The sequence below is a fragment of the Saccharopolyspora antibiotica genome, from assembly GCF_047200635.1.
Lineage (GTDB): Bacteria > Actinomycetota > Actinomycetes > Mycobacteriales > Pseudonocardiaceae > Saccharopolyspora_C.
The window spans coordinates 1-24,175 of the sequence record NZ_JBJZOI010000019.1 but is presented as its reverse complement, the minus strand read 5'-3'; the positions used below and the strand labels follow the sequence as shown (position 1 = coordinate 24,175).

The 24,175-nt window shown below is 71.6% G+C and carries 16 protein-coding genes; 4 read left to right on the top strand and 12 right to left on the bottom strand.

What is annotated here, in order from left to right:
- Positions 1-162: 162 nt before the first annotated feature.
- Positions 163-1,266: an ADP-ribosylglycohydrolase family protein gene (locus tag ACL03H_RS16795; RefSeq protein WP_412812193.1), complete on the bottom strand. Its 1,104-nt coding sequence runs from the start codon at positions 1,264-1,266 to the stop codon at positions 163-165.
- A gap of 146 nt (positions 1,267-1,412) precedes the next feature.
- Here ACL03H_RS16795 and pdxR point away from each other — a divergent pair, with 146 nt between their 5' ends.
- On the top strand, positions 1,413-2,816 hold the full coding sequence (gene pdxR / locus ACL03H_RS16790) for a MocR-like pyridoxine biosynthesis transcription factor PdxR (protein ID WP_412812192.1): 1,404 nt from the start codon (positions 1,413-1,415) through the stop codon (positions 2,814-2,816).
- Between the two features lie 124 nt (positions 2,817-2,940).
- Positions 2,941-3,408, top strand: coding sequence for a DUF6319 family protein (locus ACL03H_RS16785; RefSeq protein ID WP_412812191.1), 468 nt, complete (start codon positions 2,941-2,943; stop codon positions 3,406-3,408).
- Positions 3,409-3,545: 137 nt separating this feature from the next.
- Here the strand turns inward: ACL03H_RS16785 and ACL03H_RS16780 are convergent, their stop codons facing one another.
- A complete protein-coding gene (locus ACL03H_RS16780; protein WP_412812190.1) occupies positions 3,546-4,481 on the bottom strand; it encodes an NADP-dependent oxidoreductase in 936 nt (311 codons plus the stop codon).
- Positions 4,482-4,578: 97 nt separating this feature from the next.
- Between ACL03H_RS16780 and ACL03H_RS16775 the strand changes: the two genes are divergently transcribed.
- Positions 4,579-4,902, top strand: coding sequence for a hypothetical protein (locus tag ACL03H_RS16775; RefSeq protein WP_412812189.1), 324 nt, complete (start codon positions 4,579-4,581; stop codon positions 4,900-4,902).
- A gap of 143 nt (positions 4,903-5,045) precedes the next feature.
- On the opposite strand, the gene ACL03H_RS16770 is transcribed toward ACL03H_RS16775, so the two are convergent.
- The gene (locus ACL03H_RS16770; RefSeq protein ID WP_412812188.1) at positions 5,046-8,957 is read right to left on the bottom strand and encodes a DNA-directed RNA polymerase subunit beta'; all 3,912 of its coding nucleotides are present in this window, start codon (positions 8,955-8,957) and stop codon (positions 5,046-5,048) included.
- 111 nt (positions 8,958-9,068) lie between these two features.
- A complete protein-coding gene (rpoB, locus tag ACL03H_RS16765; RefSeq protein WP_412812187.1) occupies positions 9,069-12,551 on the bottom strand; it encodes a DNA-directed RNA polymerase subunit beta in 3,483 nt (1,160 codons plus the stop codon).
- Positions 12,552-13,278: 727 nt separating this feature from the next.
- On the opposite strand from rpoB, the gene ACL03H_RS16760 reads away from it, so the two are divergent.
- Positions 13,279-16,431 carry a CHAT domain-containing protein gene (locus ACL03H_RS16760; protein ID WP_412812186.1) on the top strand — a complete coding sequence of 1,051 codons (3,153 nt, stop codon included), beginning with the start codon at positions 13,279-13,281 and terminating at the stop codon, positions 16,429-16,431.
- A gap of 28 nt (positions 16,432-16,459) precedes the next feature.
- Here ACL03H_RS16760 and ACL03H_RS16755 read toward each other — a convergent pair whose 3' ends face one another.
- The 8 genes from ACL03H_RS16755 to ACL03H_RS16720 form a co-directional block, all read right to left on the bottom strand.
- Positions 16,460-17,479 carry a hypothetical protein gene (locus tag ACL03H_RS16755; protein ID WP_412812185.1) on the bottom strand — a complete coding sequence of 340 codons (1,020 nt, stop codon included), beginning with the start codon at positions 17,477-17,479 and terminating at the stop codon, positions 16,460-16,462.
- Between the two features lie 45 nt (positions 17,480-17,524).
- Positions 17,525-18,082, bottom strand: coding sequence for a nuclear transport factor 2 family protein (locus tag ACL03H_RS16750; RefSeq protein ID WP_412812184.1), 558 nt, complete (start codon positions 18,080-18,082; stop codon positions 17,525-17,527).
- A gap of 49 nt (positions 18,083-18,131) precedes the next feature.
- The gene (locus ACL03H_RS16745) at positions 18,132-19,238 is read right to left on the bottom strand and encodes an MCE family protein (RefSeq protein WP_412812183.1); all 1,107 of its coding nucleotides are present in this window, start codon (positions 19,236-19,238) and stop codon (positions 18,132-18,134) included.
- Positions 19,238-20,473, bottom strand: coding sequence for an MCE family protein (locus ACL03H_RS16740; protein ID WP_412812182.1), 1,236 nt, complete (start codon positions 20,471-20,473; stop codon positions 19,238-19,240). The genes ACL03H_RS16745 and ACL03H_RS16740 overlap by 1 nt, the downstream gene beginning before the upstream one ends.
- Positions 20,470-21,678, bottom strand: a complete 1,209-nt coding sequence (locus ACL03H_RS16735) for an MCE family protein (protein WP_412812181.1) — start codon at positions 21,676-21,678, stop codon at positions 20,470-20,472. The genes ACL03H_RS16740 and ACL03H_RS16735 overlap by 4 nt, the downstream gene beginning before the upstream one ends.
- Positions 21,675-22,655, bottom strand: a complete 981-nt coding sequence (locus tag ACL03H_RS16730) for an MCE family protein (RefSeq protein WP_412812180.1) — start codon at positions 22,653-22,655, stop codon at positions 21,675-21,677. The genes ACL03H_RS16735 and ACL03H_RS16730 overlap by 4 nt, the downstream gene beginning before the upstream one ends.
- Positions 22,652-23,677, bottom strand: coding sequence for an MCE family protein (locus ACL03H_RS16725; RefSeq protein WP_412812179.1), 1,026 nt, complete (start codon positions 23,675-23,677; stop codon positions 22,652-22,654). The genes ACL03H_RS16730 and ACL03H_RS16725 overlap by 4 nt, the downstream gene beginning before the upstream one ends.
- On the bottom strand, positions 23,674-24,175 hold a 502-nt coding region (locus tag ACL03H_RS16720; protein WP_412812178.1), incomplete at its 5' end, for an MCE family protein. The genes ACL03H_RS16725 and ACL03H_RS16720, both read right to left, overlap by 4 nt.

Here is a 24,175-nt window from a genome sequence, read left to right as displayed (position 1 = left end):
CACCGCTGATCCCGTGGACCGCACTCGTCAATGTTGCCGCACCTGGCCGACGGTCCGGCCGACTCCCCCGGATGATCCGACGACCGGACGGCGTGCTCCCGTGAACACCGGTGGCCACGAGGGGTGCGACCACCGCCGAGACCTTGCTCACGGGGCCGGCGATCACCAGCCCGGGTAGCGACCCGACCAGCTCTCGGACACCGGCGGTGACGGGCTGAACTCGGCGAGGGCGTCCCGCGCCAGCTCCACCACGACCTCGCGCAGCTCCACCACCTGCGTCCACTCCGGCGGGATCGCCCGCAGCCCGTGCAGCGCGCCGACGACGTTCCCGCACACCATCCCGGTGGAGTCCGAGTCGCCCGAGTGGTTGACCGACAGCAGCAGCGCCTCCCGCGCGGTCGGCACCGCCATCGCGGCGTACAGCCCGATCGCGAGCGCCTCCTCGCCGACCCACCCGCCGCCGAGCCGAGCCTCCAGCTCCTCCGGCTCCACCGGCCCCCGCTCCGCCAGCTCCACCGCCGCGTCCAGCGCTCGCAGCTGCTCCTCGTGCTCGCGCCACCGCAGCAGCAGCTCCCGGGCGAACCGGACCGCCTCGGGCAGCGGGACTTCGCGGAGCAGCTGGTGCACGACCACCGCCAGCACCCCCGCCGAGAGGTAGCCGCTCGGGTGGCCGTGCGTCAGCGCCGCCGTGCCGACCGCGGCGTGGAAGACCTCCGCCGGGTCGTGCGACCACACCGCCACCGGGGCGGCGCGCATCACGCCCCCGCAGCCCTTGGAGTCGTTGAGCCGGTTCTCCGGGGAGCCCTGCCGGTGCGATCGGGCGAAGCCGATCAGCGCGGTCATGCAGGTGTTGCCCGGCGCCCTGACCGCGAACAGCTCCCGCCGCCCGATCAGCCAACCGTCCGGTCCCGCCAGGTGCGCCGCGTAGGGGCCGGCGACCCTGGCCCAGTCCCGGCCCTGCGTGTGCAGCCAGCGCTGGTAGGCGTGCTGCACCTCCGGCACCGGATCGTTGTCCACCGGCCGCAAGCGCCGCGCCACGTGCGCGCGGATGAGTCCCTCCAGCGTGAACAGCATCATCTGCGTGTCGTCGGAGATCTCCGCCCGGGCGTCGTCGACGACCGGGCCGGTCAGCCCGGCCGGGCCGTGCCGCTCCCGGATCGCCTCGATGGAGCGGAACTCCACGGCGAAGCCCAGCGCGTCGCCCACCGCCCCGCCGAGCATGGCGCCGAGGAACCGCTCGTGCGCATCGGGCCCCGCTGGCTGCACGTCCCCACACTCCTCTGGTCACGTCCGCCGCGGTGCGCCACCGCGCCGCGGCGAAGAATATCAACGCCGACATCCCGCCGGAGCCGTTGCGGCCGGGCCGTTCGGACCGGACCCGCGGGGGGCCGCGTTCGATAGGGTCCGGTGCTGTGACCCGCGAACGGTCCGGGCCGCCCGGTTCGGGGCTTGACCTGCACCTGGACTGGTCCGGGCGACCGGACAGCCATGCGCTCGCCGAAGCGCTCCGCGCGGCGATCCGCGACGGGCGGCTCGCCGCGGGCAGCCGCGTGCCCTCGACCCGAGCCCTCGCGCACGACCTCGGCGTCGCGCGCGGCACCGTGACCCGCGCCTACGCGCAGCTCGGCACCGAGGGGTTCCTGCTGTCCCGCCAGGGCGCGCCGACCACCGTCGCCGACCGGCTCCGCAGCGGCGAACGCGCCGACCCACCGGCCCCCCGGCCGGAGCCCCGCAGCCCGCGCTGGGACTTCCGACCCGGCAGGCCGAACCTGAGCGCGTTCCCGCGCAAGGACTGGCTCGCGGCCAGCCGCCGGGTGCTGCGCTCCATGCCCGCCGACGACCTCGATTACGGCGACCCGCAAGGCCCACCGGCGCTGCGCGAGGCGCTCGCCGAGTACTTGCGGCGGGCCAGGGCCGTGCACACCTCGCCCGAGCGGCTGATCGTCTGCAACGGCTACAGCGAGGCGTTGTCGCTGATCAGCAGGGCACTGCGCGCGAACGGCGTCCGCTCGGTCGACTTCGAGGACCCCTCGCTGCCGCACTTCCGGACCATCGTCGAGGACGACGGCATGCGGGTCCACGGCATCCCCGTCGACGACGACGGCATCGACGTCGGCGCGCTGCGCAGCCCGGCCGCCGTGGTCACCCCGGCGCACCAGTTCCCGCTCGGGGTGACCATGCGGGCGCAGCGACGCGCGGCGCTGATCCGCAGCGCCAAGACCGAGGGCAGGATCATCGTCGAGGACGACTACGACGGGGAGTTCCGGTTCGACCGGAAACCAGTCGGCTCGCTGCAGGGGATGGCCCCGGAAGCCGTGATCTACGCGGGGACCGCCAGCAAGACGCTCGCCCCGGCGCTGCGGATCGCGTGGCTGGCGCTGCCCGCCCGGCTCGTCGAACCGGTCCGCGCGATGCGCACCCACGGTCGCTACGGGCCCGTGTTCGATCAGCTCGCCCTGGCGGAGCTGCTGCGCTCCGGTGCCTACGACCAGCACGTCCGCCGGTCGCGGGCCGCCTACCGGCAGCGGCGCGAGCAGTTGCTGCGCGGCCTGGACGGGCTGCGCTCGCGGCACCGCCGCTACCCTGCCGGGATCTCGGCGGGGTTGCACCTGACGCTGCGCCTCGACCCGGACGGTCCGGACGAGCGGGAGGTCCTCGCGCGGGCGCGCAGCCGGGGCGTGGCGCTCGAGACGCTCGGCCCCTGGTGGGTGAATCCCGGCGACCACCCGCCGGGCGTGGTGATCGGTTACGCCGCCCCCGCCGAGCACGCGTTCCGGCCCGCCCTGGCGGCGTTGCTCGACACGCTCGACCCATGATCGGCACCCGCGCCGGGGGCCCCGCTACAGTGCCCCTCGCGCGCCGGGTCCCGCCCGCCGCGGCGGGACAGGGGAACTGGTGTTCTATCCTGGGTCACCGACCGGCGCACAGCAAGGAGAACCCGTGGGCGAGCAGGAAGCAGACCAGGTGACCAGCGAAGAGACCCAAGCCGAGCAGACCCCGGTGCAGCCGGAGGACGGCGCCGCGCAGTCCGCCGAGGCGGCCGCGGCGCCCGCCGAGACCCCCTCGGCCGAGGCGACCCCGGAGCCCGAGCCCGCTCCGAAGAAGACCCGCGCCCGCAAGCAGAGCACCGCCAAGAAGACCCGCACCGTCGAGCTCACGCTGACCGTGACCGGCACCGCCGAGGGCGAGTGGCAGGCCGACCTGATGCACGCCGGCAAGCGGGTCGTGCAGGGACTGCCGGTGCCCGCCGCGGCCGTGTCCAAGGCCGCCGCGGAGCTGCACCAGGACATCTCCGAAGCCATCGAAGAGGTCATCACCGCCGCTCGGGAGCAGCACGAGGCGAAGCTCGCCGAACTCGAAGCCGAGGTCGAGCGGGTCCGCAAGGCGCTGTCCGAGCTCGAGAGCTGACCGCAGTTCCGGTCGGTTGAGCACGTCCCCGGCAGGCCCGGCGTCCCGCCGCGGGTGGGGCGCCCGGCCTCCCGGGGCTCCGGGGCGGTGGCGGCGCGCAACGCCACCGCCCCGGTACCACCCCCGGACGCGCCCGGTCAGAACTCCAGCACCAGCCGGCCGCGCACGCCGCCCGCCTCCAGCGCCCGGTGCGCCTCGGCGGCCTCGGCGGCGGGCAAGGTCCGCGCCACCCGCAGGTCGAGCACGCCCTCCTCGGCCTGGACCCGGAGCCGGTCCAGCTTCTCCCGCTCCCGCGCCTGGTCCCGCACGTTGACCGGGTGGTAGGTGATCCCGCGCCCGGCCTCGGCGGTGAAGCCCCGCACCGTCGCGACCCTGCCGCCGTCCCGCACCGCCGGCAGGACCAGCTCGTCGTGCACGGCGCCGTCCGCGATGGCCGGGACCCCGTCGGGTTCGACCTCGCGGATCCGCTCGGCCACGTCGTCGCCGCGCGCCACGACGACGTCGGCGCCCAGCGAGCGGACGAGCTCGCGATCCCGCTCCGCCGCGTCGGCGATCACCCGCAGGCCCTCGGACTTGGCCAGCTGGACCACGTACCCGCCGAAGGCCCCCGCCGCCCCGGTGACGGCGATCGTCCGCCCCGGCGGCAGGTCCAGCAGGTCCAGCGCCCGCCTGGCGGTGAGCGCGTTCATCGGCAACGTCGCCGCGGCCGCGAAACCGACCCCCGCCGGCATCCGCACCACCGACCGCGCCGGGAGCACCAGGCCCTCGGAGTAGCCGCCGTGGGCGCCGCGCGGGACCACGATGGCCATCACCCGGTCGCCGACCGCGAGGTCGTCCACGCCCTCGCCCAGCTGATCGACCTCCCCAGCGACGTCCATGCCCGGGACGTGCGGCGGCGGGTCCGACCGGAGGCGCTCCGCGTAGGCACCGCTGCGCAGCGCGGTGTCGGTCGGGTTGACCGCGGCCGCGCGGACCCGGAGCCGGACCTCACCAGGCCCTGCCTCCGGCAGGGGGACCTGGAACTCGCGCAGCACGTCCGGACCGCCGAACTCGTCCACTCCCACAACTCGCACGACTCGTGCAACCGGCGTTCCCGCGGTGGCTATTCCGGATCCGAACCACCCGCTCGTGTACTGGTGAACGCTTGTTCGACTCAGGATCATCGGGTTCATGGACCCCAGAACACGCCGCCGTCCGATCTCCCTCGTCCCGCTGCTCCCGCGGAGCTCCGCGGCGGCTCCGCCCGACGAGCGCGCTGATCGCACCCCCGCTCCCGCGACGACCGAGGAGATCACGGAAACCCGCGCCGCCGCTTGCTCCGACGCCGGCCTGGTCGCCGCGATCCGCGAGCGCGAGGTGCTCCGGCACCGCTTCCTGCGCGACCAGCTGACCCTGCTCACCGAGGCCCGCCGTCGCGGTCTTCCGCTTCCCGGCCGACTCCGGACGGCACCCGCCCGGCCCGGCTCCGACGATCCCCGAGGAACGCCGACATGAGCCCCGATCCGGCGCGGAGGGCCGCCCGCGCGGTCCCGCGCCCACCCGGCCCCGCGAGCCTCCCCGGACAGCAGGAGGCCCCCGCTCGAACCCGAGCGGGGGCCTCCTGGGAACTGCTCCGCGACCGCGGAACGCGCTCTACCTCAGCGGTAGTCGCGACCGAAGTCGTAGTCGTCCAGCGGCACCGCGGCACCGGTGCCCGCACCGAACACGTCCGGGGTGTAGTAGCCGTCGTCGTAGGACGGGATCGCGTACGCCGCGGCCCGCGCCTCCTCGGTCGGCTGCACCTGGATGTTGCGGTAGCGGTTGATGCCCGTACCGGCCGGGATCAGCTTACCGATGATCACGTTCTCCTTCAGGCCGACCAGCTTGTCACTCGCGCCCTCGATCGCGGCGTTCGTGAGGATGCGGGTCGTCTCCTGGAAGGAGGCCGCCGACAGCCAGGACTCCGTGGCCAGCGAGGCCTTCGTGATGCCCATCAGCACCGGACGGCCCGAGGCCGGGTCGCCGCCCTCGGCCACCACGCGGCGGTTCTCGCCCTCGAACTGCGAGCGCTCCACCGGGGAACCGGGCAGGAACTCGGTCGCGCCGGAGTCGATGATGATGACCCGCCGCAGCATCTGCCGGACGATGACCTCCACGTGCTTGTCGTGGATGCCGACGCCCTGGGACCGGTAGACCTCCTGGACCTCCCGGACCAGGTGCAGCTGGGCCTCGCGGGGGCCCATCACGCGCAGCACCTCGTGCGGGTCGACGGCGCCTTCCAGCAGCTGCTGGCCGACGTCGACGTGGTCACCGTCCGAGATCTGCCGCTCGGTGCCGTCCACCGAGATCGCCGCGAGCCGCTGCCGCTTGGACAGCTTGTCGTAGACGATCTCCTCGCTGCCGTCGTCCGGGATGACCGTGATCTTCCAGTACCGGTCGTTGTCCTCCATCCGGATCCGACCGGGGGCGTCGGCGATCGGCGCCTTGCCCTTCGGGACCCGGGCCTCGAACAGCTCCGTGACACGCGGCAGACCGGTGGTGATGTCGTCACCGGCGACACCGCCCTGGTGGAAGGTACGCATCGTCAGCTGCGTACCGGGCTCACCGATCGACTGGGCGGCGACGATGCCGACGGCCTCGCCCACGTCCACCAGCTTGCCGGTGGCCATCGAGCGGCCGTAGCAGACCGCGCAGACGCCGACGCCGGACTCGCAGGTCAGCACGCTGCGAACCTTGACCCTGGAGATCTTGGCGGCGAGCAGCTTCTCGATCGCCGGGTCTCCCAGGTCGGAACCGCGGGCGAGCACCACGTTGCCGTCCGAGTCCATGACGTCCTCGGCGGTGGTCCGGGCGTACACGCTGGTCTCGACGTGGGCGTCGCGCAGCACGGTCCCGTCCGCCAGCACCTCGGCGATCGGCATCTTGATGCCGCGCTCGGTGCCGCAGTCGGTCTCGCGCACGATGACGTCCTGCGAGACGTCCACCAGACGACGGGTCAGGTAACCCGAGTCCGCGGTCCGCAGCGCCGTGTCGGCCAGACCCTTGCGGGCACCGTGGTTGGAGATGAAGTACTCCAGCACGGACAGGCCTTCGCGGTAGTTCGCCTTGATCGGGCGGGGGATGTACTCGCCCTTCGGGTTGGACACCAGACCGCGCATGCCGGCGAGCTGCACGACCTGGGTCATGTTGCCCGCCGCCCCGGACTTCACGATCATGCTGATCGAGTTGTCCTCGGGGAAGTTCTTCTCCATGGCCTCGGCGACCTCGTCCTTGGCCGCCGTCCAGACCTTGACGAGCTCGGCGTTGCGCTCCTGGTAGGACAGCGCACCGCGGCGGTAGCGCTTCTCCACCTGCTCGGCGCGCTGCTCGTAGGAGTCGAGGATCTCGCCCTTCTGCGGCGGGACGACCACGTCGGAGATCGACACGGTCACGCCGGACCGGGTGGCCCAGTGGAAACCGGCGTCCTTCAGCTTGTCCAGCGTCTGGGCGACGGTGACCATCGGGTACCGCTCGGCGAGGTCGTTCACGATCGCCGCCTGCCGCTTCTTCGGCAGCAGGTCGTTGACGAACGGGTAGTCCTCGGGCAGCAGCTCGTTGAAGAACACCCGGCCCAGGGTGGTGTCGGCCAGCCAGGGCTTGCCGGGCTCCCAGTCCTCGGGCGCGACCTCCTTGGCGGGGACCACGTCGCGCAGCCGGATCCGGATCTTCGCCTGCAGCGACAGTCCGCCGCGGTCGAAGGCCATGATCGCTTCGCCGACCGAGGAGTACGCCTGGCCCTCGCCGGGCGCGCCGTCGACCTGCCGGGTCAGGTGGTACAGGCCGGTGACCATGTCCAGACGCGGCATCGCCAGCGGGCGACCGGAGGCGGGCGAGAGGATGTTGTTGCTGGACAGCATCAAGATCCGGGCTTCGGCCTGCGCCTCGGCGGACAGCGGCAGGTGCACCGCCATCTGGTCGCCGTCGAAGTCGGCGTTGAACGCCTCGCACACCAGCGGGTGCAGCTGGATCGCCTTGCCCTCCACCAGCTGCGGCTCGAAGGCCTGGATGCCCAGCCGATGCAGCGTGGGAGCACGGTTGAGCAGCACGGGGTGCTCGGCGATGACCTCTTCCAGGACGTCCCACACCTGCGGGCGCTGGCGCTCCACCATCCGCTTCGCGGACTTGATGTTCTGAGCGTGGTTGAGGTCGACCAGCCGCTTCATGACGAACGGCTTGAACAGCTCGACCGCCATCTCCTTCGGCAGACCGCACTGGTGCAGCTTCAGCTGCGGGCCGACGACGATGACCGAACGGCCCGAGTAGTCGACGCGCTTGCCCAGCAGGTTCTGGCGGAAGCGGCCCTGCTTGCCCTTGAGCAGGTCGGACAGCGACTTCAGCGGCCGGTTGCCGGGCCCGGTGACCGGGCGCCCGCGACGGCCGTTGTCGAACAGCGCGTCCACGGACTCCTGCAGCATCCGCTTCTCGTTGTTGACGATGATCTCGGGCGCGCCGAGGTCGATCAGTCGCTTGAGGCGGTTGTTGCGGTTGATGACCCGGCGGTAAAGGTCGTTGAGGTCCGAGGTGGCGAAGCGGCCACCGTCGAGCTGCACCATCGGCCGCAGGTCCGGCGGGATCACCGGCACGCAGTTGAGCACCATGCCGCCGGGGTTGTTCCCGGTGGCCTGGAACGCCGCGACGACCTTGAGCCGCTTCAGCGCGCGCAGCTTCTTCTGCCCCTTGCCGGAGCGGATCGTCTCGCGCAGCAGCTCGGCCTCGGCGCCGATGTCGAAGTCCTGCAGCAGGGCCTGGATGGACTCGGCACCCATGCCACCGGTGAAGTACTCGCCGTACCGGTCGTAGAGCTCGCGGTAGAGCATCTCGTCCGAGATCAGCTGACGGGGCTCCAGCTTGGTGAAGGTCTCCCAGATCTCGTCGAGCTTGTCGATGTCGCGCTGCGAGCGGTCGCGCAGCTGGCGCATCTCGCGCTCGCCGCCTTCCTTGACCTTGCGGCGCACGTCGCTCTTCGCGCCCTCGGCCTCCAGCTCGGCGAGGTCCGCCTCCAGCTTCTGAGCGCGGGCCTCGAGGTCCGCGTCGCGCTGGTCGGAGACCCGCTTGCGCTCGACCGCCATCTCGTTCTCGAGAGTGGACAGGTCGTTGTGCCGCATCTCCGCGTTCACCGAGGTGATCACGTAGGCGGCGAAGTAAATGATCTTCTCGAGGTCCTTCGGCGCCAGGTCGAGCAAGTAACCCAGCCGGCTCGGAACGCCCTTGAAGTACCAGATGTGGGTCACCGAAGCGGCGAGCTCGATGTGGCCCATCCGCTCACGACGCACCTTGGCGCGGGTCACCTCGACGCCGCAGCGCTCGCAGATGATGCCCTTGAAGCGGACCCGCTTGTACTTGCCGCAGTAGCATTCCCAGTCGCGGGTCGGACCGAAGATCTTCTCGCAGAAGAGCCCGTCCTTCTCCGGCTTCAGGGTTCGGTAGTTGATCGTCTCGGGCTTCTTGACCTCGCCGAAAGACCACTGGCGGATGTCGTCGGCCGTGGCGAGGCCGATGCGGAGTTCATCGAAGAAGTTGACGTCCAACACGTCGGGTCTTCTCCCTTTGTCGAAAGGTCCGGCCGGCTACCGGCCGGGAATGCCAGGTTGGGTCGATGGCCGGCCCGCGGGCAGGCACGTGCCCGCGGACCGGCGGCGAGGTCACTGAACGACGTCGTCCACCGAAGGCGACTCGTTCCGGGACAGGTTGATGCCGAGGTTCGCCGCGGCACGCTCCAGGTCCTCGTCGTCCCCATCGCGCATCTCGATGGCCGCGCCGTCGGTGGAGAGCACCTCCACGTTCAGGCACAGCGACTGCAGCTCCTTGAGGAGCACCTTGAACGACTCCGGGATGCCCGGGTCCGGGATGTTCTCTCCCTTGACGATCGCCTCGTAGACCTTCACGCGGCCGATCACGTCGTCCGACTTGATCGTCAGCAGTTCCTGCAGGGTGTACGCGGCACCGTAGGCCTGCATGGCCCAGCACTCCATCTCACCGAAGCGCTGGCCACCGAACTGCGCCTTACCACCCAGCGGCTGCTGCGTGATCATCGAGTACGGGCCGGTCGACCGGGCGTGGATCTTGTCGTCCACCAGGTGCGACAGCTTCAGGATGTACATGTAGCCGAGGGCCACCGGGTACGGGTACGGCTCACCGCTGCGCCCGTCGAACAGCTGCGCCTTGCCGTCGGCCTTGACCATGCGCTCGCCGTCGCGGTTCGGGAGGGTCGAGCCCAGCAGCCCGGTGATCTCCTCTTCCCGCGCACCGTCGAAGACGGGGCTGGCGGTGTTGGTGCCCGGCTCCACCTCGTAGAGGTCGGAGGGCAGCCGCTTCGCCCAGTCCGGGTCGCCGTCGATGGACCAGCCCTGCGAGGCGATCCACCCGAGGTGGGTCTCCAGCACCTGACCGATGTTCATCCGTCGCGGCACGCCGTGCGTGTTCAGGATGATGTCGACCGGGGTGCCGTCCTCGGTGAACGGCATGTCCTCGATCGGCAGGATCTTGCCGATGACGCCCTTGTTGCCGTGCCGTCCGGCGAGCTTGTCGCCGTCCTGGATCTTGCGCTTCTGCGCGACGTAGACCCGGACCAGCTCGTTGACGCCCGGAGGCAGCTCGTCGTCCTCGTCGCGGTTGAACACGCGGACGCCGATGACCTTGCCGGTCTCGCCGTGCGGCACCTTCAGCGAGGTGTCGCGGACCTCGCGGGCCTTCTCCCCGAAGATCGCGCGGAGCAGCCGCTCCTCCGGGGTCAGCTCGGTCTCGCCCTTCGGCGTGACCTTGCCGACCAGGATGTCGCCGCCCTGCACCTCGGCACCGATGCGGATGATGCCGCGTTCGTCGAGGTCGGCCAGCACGTCCTCGGAGACGTTCGGGATGTCCCGGGTGATCTCCTCGGCGCCCAGCTTCGTGTCGCGAGCGTCGACCTCGTGCTCCTCGATGTGGATCGAGGTGAGCACGTCGTCCTGCACCAGGCGCTGGGACAGGATGATCGCGTCTTCGTAGTTGTGCCCCTCCCACGGCATGATGGCCACGCGCAGGTTCTTGCCCAGCGCCATCTCGCCGTTCTGGGTGCACGGCCCGTCGGCGATGACCTGCCCGACCTCCACGCGATCGCCCTCGTTGACGATCGGCTTCTGGTTGGTGCAGGTGCCGTGGTTCGAGCGGTTGAACTTCTGCAGCCGGTAGGTGTGGCGGGTGCCGTCATCGGCCATCACCGTCACGTAGTCGGCGCAGATCTCCTCGATGACGCCGGCCTTGTCGGCGGTCACCACGTCACCGGCGTCGACCGCGGCGCGCAGCTCCATGCCGGTGCCGACCAGCGGGGACTCGCTGCGCAGCAGCGGCACCGCCTGACGCTGCATGTTCGCGCCCATGAGGGCGCGGTTCGCGTCGTCGTGCTCGAGGAACGGGATCATCGCGGTCGCGGCGGAGACCATCTGCCGCGGCGAGACGTCCATGTAGTCGATCTCGGTCGGCGCCAGCAGCTCGACTTCGCCGCCCTTGCGTCGACCCAGCACGCGCTCGTCGAGGAAGGTGCCGTCCTCGTCGATCGGCGCGTTCGCCTGCGCCTTGACGTAGCGGTCCTCTTCGTCCGCGGTCAGGTAGTCGATCTGGTCCGTGACCCGGCCCTCGACGACCTTGCGGTACGGCGTCTCGATGAAGCCGAACGGGTTGACCCGGGCGAAGGTGGCCAGCGAGCCGATCAGGCCGATGTTCGGGCCTTCCGGCGTCTCGATCGGACACATCCGGCCGTAGTGCGACGGGTGGACGTCGCGGACCTCCATGCCAGCGCGCTCCCGGGACAGACCGCCCGGGCCGAGCGCGGAGAGCCGACGCTTGTGCGTCAGGCCGGCGATCGGGTTCGTCTGGTCCATGAACTGCGACAGCTGCGAGGTCCCGAAGAACTCGCGGATCGCCGCCACCACGGGACGGATGTTGATCAGCGTCTGCGGCGTGATCGCCTCGACGTCCTGGGTGGTCATGCGCTCCCGGACGACGCGCTCCATGCGGGAGAGGCCGACCCGGACCTGGTTCTGGATCAGCTCGCCGACCGTGCGCAGGCGGCGGTTGCCGAAGTGGTCGATGTCGTCGACCTCGACCGGCACCTCCAGGTGCCCCTCGCCCTTCGAGGTCTCACCCGCGTGCAGCCGCACCAGGTACTCGATGGTCGTGACGATGTCTTCCTCGGTGAGGACGCCGGAGTCGAACGGCAGCTCGAGACCGAGCTTCTTGTTGACCTTGTAGCGGCCGACGCGGGCCAGGTCGTAGCGCTTCTCCTTGAAGAACAGGTTCTCCAGGAGGGTCTGCGCGCTCTCCTTGGTCGGCGGCTCGCCCGGGCGCAGCTTGCGGTAGATGTCCAGCAGCGCCTCGTCCTGCCCGGCGGTGTGGTCCTTCTCCAGCGTCGCCATCAGCGTCTCGGAGAAGCCGAACCGCTCGCGGATCGCCTCGGCGCTCCAGCCCAGGGCCTTGAGCAGCACGGTGACCGGCTGGCGGCGCTTGCGGTCGATGCGGACACCGACGGTGTCGCGCTTGTCGACGTCGAACTCGAGCCACGCGCCGCGGCTCGGAATGATCTTGACGCTGTAGACGTCCTTGTCGGTCGTCTTGTCGACCGAGCTGTCGAAGTAGACGCCCGGCGAGCGCACGAGCTGGGACACCACGACGCGCTCGGTGCCGTTGATGATGAAGGTGCCCTTGTCGGTCATGACCGGGAAGTCACCCATGAACACCGTCTGGCTCTTGATCTCGCCAGTGGTGTGGTTGGTGAACTCCGCCGTGACGAACAGCGGGGCCGCATAGGTCATGTCCTTGTCCTTGCACTCGTCGACCGAGGCCTTGACCTCATCGAACCGAGGGTCGGTAAAGGACAGCGACATGGAACCCGAGAAGTCCTCGATCGGGGAGATCTCGCTGAGGACTTCTTCCAGGCCACCGACAGGGCTTTCGTCGCCGGCGTCGACCCGGCGCTGGAACCAGGACTCGTTGCCGACAAGCCATTCGAAGGACTGGACCTGCAGATCGAGCAGATCAGGTACTTCCAACGGTTCGCGGATGTTCGCGAACGAGACCCGCCTGGGGGCCCCAGCGATGCCTGCCGTGTAGTTGGAAGCTGCAGAGACCTTGGTCGCGCGGGAGACTGCCAAGATGCGTCCTTCCGGGACTCTGAACTGGCTACAGCCGCGTCAGGAAGCGTTGGCAACCTACTAACACGACTGTCAAGGGTGCAATGGCGCCCACGATCCTTCGTCCCGTCACAGGGAGAGCGGAAAGAGGGCAGCGCAAAGTAGCAGTCTAGACCCTACGTCGCCACCTGTCGAGGGGCCCGCCGACGAACCGTCCCGGAAGTCGTCCGCGGAGCCGCACCTCGCGAGGCCCTGCCCGTGTTGGAGACCAGAGTGAACCCGCTGCAGCCGACAGTCAAGAGATCACGCTCCGATCACCCTCGTGGCGCAAGACACGATCACTCGTCGTGATCGAAAAACCTGCCATCTCCCCAGGTCACGAGGCTACCGGGCGGTAAACCCCGCGCTTCTCCGCCGTATTCGCTCCGTGTGCGCCAGCCTGTCGATCATGCTTCGAATCCGGGCCTTTCACCGCCGTGGAGCACCCGGGTTCCCCTATGATCCGGGCAGCAACCGAGGCTGTCGGGGAGCTCACGTCGACGGCCTTCACACGGGACCTGGCACCAGGAGGTGCACCGAGGTGCGACCCCGCAGCGGAGCCGTCGGCAGCGCCCGGGACGCGCGTGGACGCCCCGGGGCCTCCGCCCCGGCGGACGGGCTACTCGGCACCCGCGAAGATCGGTACCGTGGAACGCCCCGCGACGCCGCGACGCTGACGGTCGCGTGAGCATGCCACAGGAGAATCGGGATGAATGACGACGCGGGTCGGCCGGACGACGTCGCCGGAGGGCGAGCCCGTTCGACCGGCGAGCAGCAACGCGCCGAGGCGGGAGCATCGTGGTTCAGCAGGACTGATCACCAGTCCGCGGCTGATCAGCCGGCGGCGCACCCCGCGCCGGAGGCGAGCCCCGCCGCCCAGTCGCGCGCGAGCCCGGAACAGCGGTACGCCGACGCCATCGCGGCGATGAACGAGATCATCTCCACGCTCGACTTCGATCGTCTCCCCTGGGTCACCGAGGTGTTCCGCGCCACGGCCGGGGTTCTGGACGAGCGCGATCCGGCGCGGGCCGGGGTGCTCAACAACCTCGGCAGCGCCGCGCAGCTGCGGTACCTGGGCAGCAAGCAGGTGGAGGACCTGGAGGACGCCGCGGGCTACTACCGGGGCGCCGCCGCGCAGGCCCACCAGGAAGATCCGGACCTGGTGCTCTACCAGTGCAACCTGGCGCTGGCGCTGACCGAGCTGTCCGCCCAGACCGGGGACGCCGTCCAGGCGGCGGAGGCGGTGCGCGCCGGTCGTGCCGCCGCCGAGCAGACGCCGCGCCGCGACCCGCGGCGGATCATGACGCTGGTCCGCCTCGCGAACGCGCTGAAGACCCACGCCCGGCTCGCCTCAGATCCGAGCTCGGACGACGAGGCGATCGACGCCTTCCGGGAGGCGGCCCGCGCCGCGTCCCGGACGGGCGGCGCGGAGGCCGCCGAGCTGCGGATCAACCTGGGCGCGGCCGTGCTGCGCCGCTACCAGCGCGCGGGCTCGCCGCAGGACCTCGACGAGGGCATCACGCACCTGCGCCGCGGGGCCGACGCGCTGGCGGACGGCGAGCCGCGGCGCAACGCGCTGTGCCAGCTGGCGGGTGCCTTGCGGCTGCGCTTCGAGCAGGCGGGCGATCTGGCCGACCTCGAAGCCGGGATCGGTGAGCTGGTCGGCGTGCTGGGCGTGCTGGGCGCGGGTCACCCGATGCTGGGCCGGGCGCTGGTGCTGCTGGCGGAGTCCACCGCCGCGCACGTGGACAGCACCGGTGAGCCGGGGCCGCTGCGGCGCACGCTGCGGGCCTACTCGGCGAGCGCTCGCGGGATGGCCGCCGACGACCCGGAGCAGCCGTTCGCGCTCGCCGGGTACGGCGCCCTGCTGCGCAGGCACTTCCTGCACGGGGCCGAGGCCGGTGCGCTGGACACCGCCGTCGCCGCCGGCGAGGCCTCGGTGGAGTCCGCGCAGCACGGCAGGGTGCTGCACTCGCTGGTGCTGAGCCTGCTCACCCGCTACGAGAACGGCGCGGACGAGGCCGACCTGGACCGCGCGCAGCAGCTCTGCGAGCAGGCCGAGGCCCTCCCGGACGTGCCGCGACACCTCGCCTGGGCGCAGCTGGGCGTGATCTCGGCGCACCGCTTCCGCCGCACCACCCGCACCGGCGATCTGGATACCGCCGTGGAGTGGTTCGACCGCGCGCTGGCGGGGATGTCCGCCGACGCCCCGGAGCGCGCCGCCGTCGCCACCCACCTGGGCCGGGCCCTCCAATCGCTGCACCAGCGCAGCGGGCGGCGCCGGTTCTACCGCTGGGCGAGGCGCGTGCTCGGCGAGGCCGCCGCGCAGGCCTCCGCGCCCGCGGACCAGCGGTTGCGGGCCGCGAGCCTGAACGGACGCCTCGCCGCCGGGGCGCAGCGCTGGTCGGAGGCCGCGGAGGCGTTCACCGAGGCCGTGGAGCTGCTGCCGCTGGTCACCCGGTCCAAGCGCGCAGTGGCCTCTCCCGCGATGCAGCAGCGCTGGGCGCTGATCGCCGCCGACGCCGCCGCCTGCGCGGTGGAGAACGGCGAGCCGGAGCGGGCCGTGGAGTTGCTGGAGCACGGCCGCACCGCACTGCTCGCCGACTTCCTGCCCGCGGGCGGTGAGCTGGGCGGCCTGCACCGCGACCACCCGGAGCTCGCCGACGAGGCGGTGCGGCTGCGCCGGTTGCTGGACCGGCCGCCGGGCGAGCCCGCGCTGACCGACCCCGAGGAAGGCGTGGAGCTGCGCGCGCGGCTGGTGGACGCCTGGGAGGACCTGCTGCGGGAGGTCCGCTCGGATCCGGCGCACGCCGGTCACCTGCGATTACGCCCGTTCAGCGAGCTGGCGGGCGAGGACTCGGACGGCTCGGTTGTGCTGGTCAACCTCAGCCGGTACCGCTCCGACGCGCTGATCCTGGTCGCCGGCCGGGTGCTCACCGTCCCGCTGCCCGGCGCGGGTCCGGAAGCGGCGGCCGAGAAGGTGCGGAACTCGCTGGCCGCGACGGACCAGCGGGACCAGCGGGCGCTGCGGGAGGCGCTGGACTGGTCCTGGCACAACATCACCCGCCCGGTGCTGGACCGCATGGGGTACGTGCAGCCGCCCGCCGAGGGCGAGCGCTGGCCCCGGCTGTGGTGGTGCGTGCTGGGGGCGCTGTCGTTCCTCCCGCTGCACGCGGCTGCCGCGCGGGACGGCGCGAGCGCGTTGGACCGGGTGGTGTCCTCGTACGCGCCCTCGCTGGGCACCTTGAACGAGACGAGGACGCGGCCGGTTCCGGACGGGGGCCGAGCGCTGGTGGCGGCGGACTCGCTGGGCCCGGGCGCGCGCGAGCTGCCCCGGGAGAACCAGATCCTGGCCCGCTACTGGCCGGAGGCGGAGGTGCTCTCGCCCGATTCGACTTCGGCGGTGGAGGTGCAGCGGTTGCTGCCGGACGCCAGCTGGGTGCACGTCTGCGAACCGAGCGCGCAGTACCCCGCGCAGCCCGCGGCGGGCTTGGTGCTGGACCGGGAACCGCCGCAGCGCGGGCTCGGGCTCGTCGAGCTGGGGCAGCTGGGGCTGCACCAGGTCGAGTTCGGATACCTGGGACGCTGCTCGACCTTCGTGGACGTGCCGTCGGCGGCGGCCCTGCCGCTCGCGCCGGCGCTGGGTTTCGCCGGGTTCGCGCACGTCATCGGCACTCTCTGGGAAGTCGACGAGGAGTGCGCGCTGGAGGTGCACGCCGAGGTCTACGACGCGGTCTTCGGCGCCGAGGGGCTGGACACCGGGCGGTCCGCGACCGCCCTGCACCAGGTGTCGCGGCGGTTGCGCGCGGAGTATCCCGACGTGCCGTCGCGTTGGGCGGCGCACCTGCACGTCGGCCCCTGACCCGGGCAGCGCTGCTCGGCGGTCGTGGTCAGTGCTGGCTGATCCGGGAGATCTTCCACCGGTCGCCCCGCTTCTCGGCGTTGATCACGACCTGCGCCGGGCCGACCGAGGGCTCGCCGCCGATGTCGGTGCGGGTGGCGTTCTGGTCCACGAACAGCAGGACCTCCGCGCGGTCGCCTTCGAGGCGGGTGACGCTGCTGGCCTTGACGGTGGTGGTCACGACGAGCTTCTGGATGGGCGCCTGCTGCTTGACGGTGGTGAACAGCTGCTCGTACTCGCCCACCGCGTCGCCCACGAGCAGGTCCTTCGCGGCCCGCTCGGTCTTGCCGGTGTCGGCGAAGTCGTAGGAGAAGATCTGCTCGACGCCCTGGCTGATCTGGCCGTTCACCTCGCTGGTGCCCGCCTGGTCGGCGAGGGCCCGGTTCCCGTTGTGCGCGGCGTGGGCCTGGACTCCGAACCAGGTGGCGAGCCCGGCGAGCACGACGGCGGCCGCGAGCATCGCGGCGATGAGCCCGGTGGAGCCGCGGCGATCCGGGCCGCCGCCGGCGGCCTCGGTCGCCGAGCCCTCGTCCTCGGCGCGATCAGCGGGGGCGGATTCAGCGGGGGACGCCTCGGCGGGCGCGGTCGCGCCGGACGCGGCGGCATCGGGCGGAGCGGCATCGTCATGGGTGGCGTCGGGCTCCGGCTCCCCGGCTCCCCCGCCGCCCGGTTCGGTGGCGGCTTCCTCGGGCTCGCGCCCGGCGACCGCGGGAGCCCCGTCCGGTTCGGGCTCCGGCCGGTCGGCCGCCCGGCTCGTGTCCGTCGCGTCCGATTCCTCCAGGGATGCCTCAGTTCCGCCCTGCCCGGTTCCGGGCGCGGCGGTGTCCTCCGGGGATGCCTCAGTTCCGTCCTGCCCGGTTCCGGGCGCGGCGGTGTCCTCCGGGGGCTGCTGCTCCGCCTCCTCCGGCCGGTTCAGCCCGGGACGCGCGCCGGGGCCCCTGGATCCGGTTCGGTTGCGCTGACCGGCGACGCGCGGCCGCGACGATCCGGGACGGCGGGGACTGGGCACGGGAACCACTCCTAGTGCGAACTGGTCGGCGGGCTCGCGGACGGGTCAGCCGACCGCGACGGGTCCGAGGACGCTGAGCTTCCACTGGTCGTTCTCGCGGGTCAGCTCGGCCTGGTACCGGCTGCGCTTCTCGGTCGGCGGCTGCCCCTCGGGGGTCACGACCACCTTCACCACGGCGATCATGCGGGCCTTGCCCGCCCGCTCGTTGAGCTCGGTGAGCCCGGCGGAGAGGACCTCGGCCGAGGTCACGGTCTTCGCCTGGGTGATCGTGTCGACGTACTGCTGCCGCCCGCGCACGACGTCCTCGTGCAGCGGTCCGGTGGAGGAGGCCTCCCACCGATCGAGCCCGCCCTGCACGTCGCGGTGGTCCAGCGTGTTGAAGTTGATGATCCCCTGGGTGCCCGCCTGCAGGGCGTCGTCCCGCTCGGCGGCGAAGGCGGCGGTACCTCCGTTGGCGGCGATCGCCCAGCTGACCCCGGTGACCACCGCCGCCAGCAGGGCGACGGCCAGCAGCGCCGCCGAGATCACCAGCGGCCGCTTCGCCGCCGGGCCCGGCGCCGGGGCAGCCGGTTCGGAACCTGTTCCGGTCTCGTTCTCGGTCATCGCTCACCACGTTTCACGGGTCGTCGAGCCACTGGTTCGCCGCACCGCCTCACTGCCCGGGGGCGTTCTGCGCACCGCGCACGTTGATCGGGCTGCCCGGGGGCTCCGCACAGTGTGCATCAGTGTTCAGCGGGGTCGGCGTCAGGTCGTTGCCAGCACGTTTGACGGTCGCCTCATAACCCGCCGTGCACGGCAGCGGGTCGAAGACGTTGAGCGCGAGCCCGAAGTGGGCCGTGCCGTCGCCGGGCACCACGCTGTAGCCGCCCGCGGAGACCATCGGATAGGTCACCAGCAGCTGCTCGATGCCGTCGTTGTTGGCCGCGAGCAGGTCGGTGGTGCTGGTCAGGTTCCGCACCAGATCGCCCAGCTGCGGGCCGGTCTCGCGCAGGAGCCCGCTGATCTGCCGGGCGGCCGGCGGGGCCCGCTCGATCAGGTTCCGCAGGTCCGGGTCGGAGCTGCGCAGCTGCTCGGCGAGCAACCGCAGGTCGGAGCTGTAGGAGCGGATCGCGGAGCCCTGCTCGTTCTGCGTCGCCAGCACCGCGTTGCCGTCCGCCAGCAGCTGCCTGGTCTGCGGCAGGTGCGCCTGGGCCTCGGTGGTGAACTCGCGGGTGGTGTCGAGGATCCGCTGCAGGTTGCCGCCGTTGTCCCGGAACGCGGTCCCGAGCTCGTCGACGACGGTGCGCAGCGAGTCCTCCGGGACCGACTTCGCGAAGTCGTCGAGGTTGGTCATGAGCTGCTCCACCGGCAGCGGGGTGCTGGTGGCGGCCCGGTCGATGATCGAGCCGTCGCGCAGGTAGGGCCCGTCGTCGCGCCGGGGCCGCAGGTCCACGTACTGCTCGCCGACCGCGGAGCGGTTGGTGACCACGGCTTCGACGTCGCGCGGGATCCGGTCGTGCCCGGCCTCGATGTCGAGCGGGACCTCCACCCCGTTCGACGTGAGGCGCATCGTCCCGACCCGGCCGATGGGCACTCCCCGGTAGGTGACCTCGGCGTTGTCGAAGATCCCGCCGGAGTCGGCGAGGTTCATCGTCACGACGTAGCCGCGCGGACCGAGCAACCGGTCCAGCCCGGCGTAGCGGGCACCCGCGTAGCCGATGCCGACGAGCGCGATCGCGAGGAACGCGACGATCTGCAGGCGGGTCTTGCGGGTGAGCATCAGTCACCACCTCCGAACAGGAAGCCGAGCAGGCCGCCGTCCTTCCCCGCGTCGCCGTCGTTCCCGGTGTCGCCGCCGTCCCCGGAGCCGGCGCCGGGCTCGGGAGGGGTGGACGTGCCGGGCGAGCTGGTACCGGGCCGCTGGTCCGGCGCGGGCTGCGGCAGCGGCAGCGGGGGCGCGCCTGGCAGCTGGACCAGCGGCTGCCGGGAGCGGCCGATGTTGCCGAGGATGTTGGTGAGGTTGAGGTCGGCGTCGATGTAGAGGTTCGTGTAGTCCCCCCTGATCCCCTGCACGGCACCGTCGGTGAACGGGTAGGTCAGCAGGATCTCGAAGGACTTCGGCAGGTCGTCACCGGCGGCCTGCAGCTGGAGCAGCGTCGGCTGCAACGCCCGCAGGTTGTGCACGAGGTCGTCCTGGCTGCGGTTGACGACGTCGGTGGCCACCCCGGAGAGCTCGTCGAGCGACCGCAGCATGGTGACCAGCTGGGTGCGCTGGTCGTCGAGCACCTTCAGCCCGGGTTCGAGGTCCCGGAGCGCGACGTCGATGTTGCCGCGCTGCTCGTCGAGCCGGGCGGCGAGCCGGTTGACGCTGTCGAGGGCGCGGGTGATGTCGTCGCGCTGCGCGTCCAGCCCGGCGACGAGCTGGTCGAGGTTGCCGAGCAGGTCGCGGGCGTCGCCCTCGCGGCCCTCCAGCGCGGCGTTGAGCTCGCGGGTGATGTTCTGCAGCTGCGCCACGCCGCCACCGTTGAGCAGCAGGGACAGGGCGCCCAGCACCTCTTCCACCTCGGGGTTGCGCCCGCTGCGGTCGAGGCCGATGACGTCGCCGTTGATCAACTCGCCCCGCGGCGGCTCGGGCGGGGCGGCGAGCTCCACGTACTTCTCGCCGAGCAGGCTGGACTGGCGCAGCCGCGCGATGGCGTTGCCGGGCAGTTCGACGTCCCGGTTGACCTCGAGGACGGCTTCGGCGTCCCAGGAGCCGGGGGCGAGTCCGATCCGGCTGACCCGGCCGACGGGCACGTCGTTGACCCGGACCCCGGCGTTGGGCACCAGGTCGAGGACGTCGGCGAAGCGCACCTTCACCTGGTAGGGATGGTCGCCGACGTCGGCCCCGCCGGGCAGGGGTAAGCCGGACACGCCGGTGAATCCGCATCCGCTCACCAGCACCAGGGCGGTGGTGGTGAGGGCGAGGAGCTTGCCGTTGCGGAGCCGGGCAGCGCGGCGCGCGGAGCGGTTCACTGGCCACCTCCGGTGACGAGCGGGGCACCGGAGCCGCCGAGCGGGAACGGGGTGCCGTTCTGCTGCGCGGGCGGGTTGCCCTGCAGCTGGGCGAGCAGGTCGGCGATGCTGGAGACGGGCAGCAGCCCGTCGAGCACCGGCTGGATGGCGTCGCAGGCGGCGAGCACGTCGTCCGGCAGCTGCAACGGGGTGCCCGCGGTGGGCTGGCGCACGAGCTTGCACACCGCCACCAGCGGCGGCTCGTTCAGCTCGTTGATCACCGCGCGGGTGTCGAGGGTGCCGGAGGCGGCGTTGTAGGAGTTCTGCAGGTTGCCCAGCGCCAGCGGGGCGTCGGTGAGCGATTCGGACAGCGCCGCCTTCTGCTCCACGAGCACCTGCGCGACCCCGTTCAGCTGGTCCACGTTGGACTTGAGCTGTTCGCGGTTGTCCCGAACGAAGGACTCGACCTTGCCCAGCGCCACGGCCAGCTCCGCCAGGGAGGCGCCGAGGTCTTCGCGCTCCCCGGCCAGCAGCGCGCTGACCTCCTGCATCTGGGTGTTGAACTCGCGCACCTGCCCGTCGTTGGCGTTGAGCATCGCGGTGAACCGCTGCAAGTTGTCCACCGTGGCGAACAGGTCCTCGCTGCTGCCGGACAGCGTGCTGCCCGCCTGGCCGAGGTGCTGGAGGGTGTCGGCCAGCGCCTGCCCGTTGCCGTCGAGGTTGGCCGCCCCGGTGTTGAGCAGGTCGCTCAGCGCGCCGTCCCGGTTCGCGCCCTCCGGGCCGAGCGCGGCGGTGATGTCGTTGAGGCTGCGGTAGACCTCGTCGAGCTCGACGGGGGTGGCGGTCCGCTCCTTCGGGATGACCGCGCCGTCCTGGAGCTTCGGCCCGCCCCGGTAGACCGGCGCCAGCTGCACGTACCGGTCGCTGACCACGCTCGGCGAGACGAGCACCGCGTTCACGTCGGCGGGCACGTCCACGTCCCGGTCCAGCGACAGCGTCACGCGCACGGTCCGGCCCTGCGGGACGACCTCCTCGACGGTGCCCATCGACACGCCGAGCATCCGCACGTCGCCACCGGGGTAGATCCCGACCGCGGCGGAGAAGTGGGCGGTGACCCGCTTCTCGCCCGCGCCGTGGAACAGCCACCACGCGGCGCCGGTGGCCAGCAGCGCGACCGCGCAGGCGATGGCGATCACGCTGGTGAGCGGCTTTCTCCGAGTGCTCATGGCCGGCAGCCCTCCGGGTTGATCGGTCCGACGGACGGCGGCAGCAGGCCGCAGATGTAGGTGTCGAACCAGCGGCCGGTGCCGAGCACGTTGGCGAAGACCCGGGTGAACGGCCCGAACGCCTCGATGCTGCGGCTGAGCGAGTCCTGGTTGCGCTGGAGCATCTTCGTGACCTTGTCCAGTTGCGCCAGGGTTGGTCCGAGCTGCGCGGAGTTCTCGTCCACCAGGCCGCTGAGCTGCGCGGACAACGCGCGAGTCCCGTCCAGCAGCGAGCTGATCTGGTCCCGGCGGTCGCGGATCTCGCCGAGCAGCAGGTTTCCGTCGGCGAGCAGCTTCTCGAACTCGGCGTTGCGGTCGGCGACGGTGCGCGACACGTTCGCGGTGTTCGCGAGCAGCTCCTTGAGCTGCTGGTCGCGCGAGGAGATCGTCTGCGACAGGGCGGAGAGCCCGTTGAGCGCGCCCCGCACGTCGCCGGGGGTGTCGGCGAAGGTGTCGGACAGGGTCCGGAAGCTCTCCGCGAGCTGCTCGGTGTCGATGCTGCCGACGGTGCGCTGCAAGCCGCTGAACGCCTCGATCACGTCGTAGGGCGCCATGGTCCGGTTCAGCGGGATCGGCTCCGAGCTGTCCTGCTCCTCGGAGCCGCGCGGGTCCAGCGCGAGGTACTTCTGCCCCAGCAGGGTCTTGATCTTGATCGCGGCGGTCGTGTTGTTCCCGATCCAGGTGTCCTTCACGCGGAAGGACACCGCGACGTGATCACCCTCCAGCTCCACGGAGCTGACGGCGCCCACCTTCACCCCGGCGACCCGGACCTCGTTGTCCGGCATCAACCCGGCGGCCTCGCTGAAGTTCGCCTGGTAGCTGGTTCCGCTGATCAGCGGGAGGCGCTCGAAGTTCATCGCGATCACGAACCCGATGACCAGCACCAGGATCCCGGCCAGGCCGATCTTGAGGGGATCGCGCTTCTGGAATGACGTCATGCTTGGCACCTCGGCTGGGTGACGGGCATCAGCGGCAGCGGCAGGTTCGCGTCGCCGATGCCGACCTGACCGGAGAGCCCGCACAGGAAGAAGTTGAACCAGGCGCCGTGCGTACCGGTCCGCGTGATGGTGTGCAGCTTGTCCGGCATGTTCCGCAGGGTCCGCTCGGTGATCTCCTCGTTGTCGTTGAGGTTCTGCGACAGCGCGCCGAGCGCGGCGATGTCCTGCCGCAGCGGCGGCCGCGCCTCGGTCAGCAGCCCGGCCGTGGTGTTGGTGAGGCCGTCGAGCGCGCCCACCGCGTCGCCGATGGACTCGCGGTCGGCCGCGAGCCCGGAGACAACCTGCTGCAACTGCACGATGAGCCCCGAGAGCTGCTCGTCGCGCGCGTTGACCGTGCCGAGCACCCCGTTCAGGTTGTTGACCACCTCGCCGATCACCTGGTCCTTGGCGGCCAGCGTCGAGGTCAGCGAGGCCGTGTGCGACAACAGGCTCTGGACCGTGCCGCCCTCGCCCTGCAGGACCTGGATGATCTCGTAGGACAGCTTGTTCACGTCGTCCGGGGACAGCGCCTGGAACAGCGGCTTGAACCCGCCGAGCAGCACGGTCAGGTCCAGCGCGGGCTTGGTCTGGGCGAGCGGGATGGTGCCGCCAGCGGGCAGGTAGTCGTTCGGGGCTCCCGGCCCCTGCTCCAGTGCGAGGTAGCGCTGGCCGACGAGGTTGCGGTACTTCAGCGTCGCCCGCACCGACTTCGGCAGCCTGCGCTCCGAGACGCTGAACTCGACCTCGGCCTGGCGCCGGTCGACCACGCTGATCTTCTCGATCTGACCGACCTTGACCCCGGAGATGCGCACCTCGTCGCCCTCGTTGAGCGCGGTCACGTCCGTGAACCGCGCCCGGTAGGACTCCGAGGAGCGCAGGTCGTCGTTCGCGATGGTGATCACCAGGATGCCGGTGGCCAGCACCGTGACGAGGACAAAGACGCCGAACTTGACCAGGGGTCCGAGCACGCCGCGCGCGTTCACCGGTAGCTCACCTCCGCTCCGCGCAGGACCGGGCCGACCAGCAGCGAGCCCCAGCCGGGGACCTCCTGGGCGGGCAGGCCCATCGTCGGTGCCAGCACCGTCGAGACCACGTCCCGCTCGGCCGGCGAGTTCAACAGCCCGAGACCGTCCGGGGCGGGCGCGCTCGCCGCCTGCGGCGTCGTGCTCGCGGGCGCTCCACCGCTGGGGAGCAGCCCCTCGTTGCCGGTGCGCGCCGCGGGCGGCGGCACCGAACCGTCGACGAGCGGGCCGTCCGGCGGGTACTGCGGGAAGGGCTTCGGCCCGTTGACGAAGTCGTAGCAGCGCGGCCCGCGCTTGTCGCCGTACTCCGGTTCGTCCTGGCCGGGGACGTACTTGCCCCGGTTCGGCACGACCTCCAGCGTGATGTGCAGGCCGGGCTCGTCGGTGCCGACGCCGAAGGCCTGGTCGACCAGCGGGACGTAGTCGGCCATGCCCTTGAGGAAGCAGGGGAAGGCCGGG

Coding starts and splice junctions, on each gene's coding strand:
- ACL03H_RS16775 (WP_412812189.1), top strand. CDS start 4,579: ATGGACCCCAGAACACGCCGCCGTCCGATCTCCCTCGTCCCGCTGCTC.
- ACL03H_RS16760 (WP_412812186.1), top strand. CDS start 13,279: ATGAATGACGACGCGGGTCGGCCGGACGACGTCGCCGGAGGGCGAGCC.
- ACL03H_RS16750 (WP_412812184.1), bottom strand. CDS start 18,082: ATGACCGAGAACGAGACCGGAACAGGTTCCGAACCGGCTGCCCCGGCG.
- ACL03H_RS16745 (WP_412812183.1), bottom strand. CDS start 19,238: ATGCTCACCCGCAAGACCCGCCTGCAGATCGTCGCGTTCCTCGCGATC.
- ACL03H_RS16735 (WP_412812181.1), bottom strand. CDS start 21,678: ATGAGCACTCGGAGAAAGCCGCTCACCAGCGTGATCGCCATCGCCTGC.
- ACL03H_RS16730 (WP_412812180.1), bottom strand. CDS start 22,655: ATGACGTCATTCCAGAAGCGCGATCCCCTCAAGATCGGCCTGGCCGGG.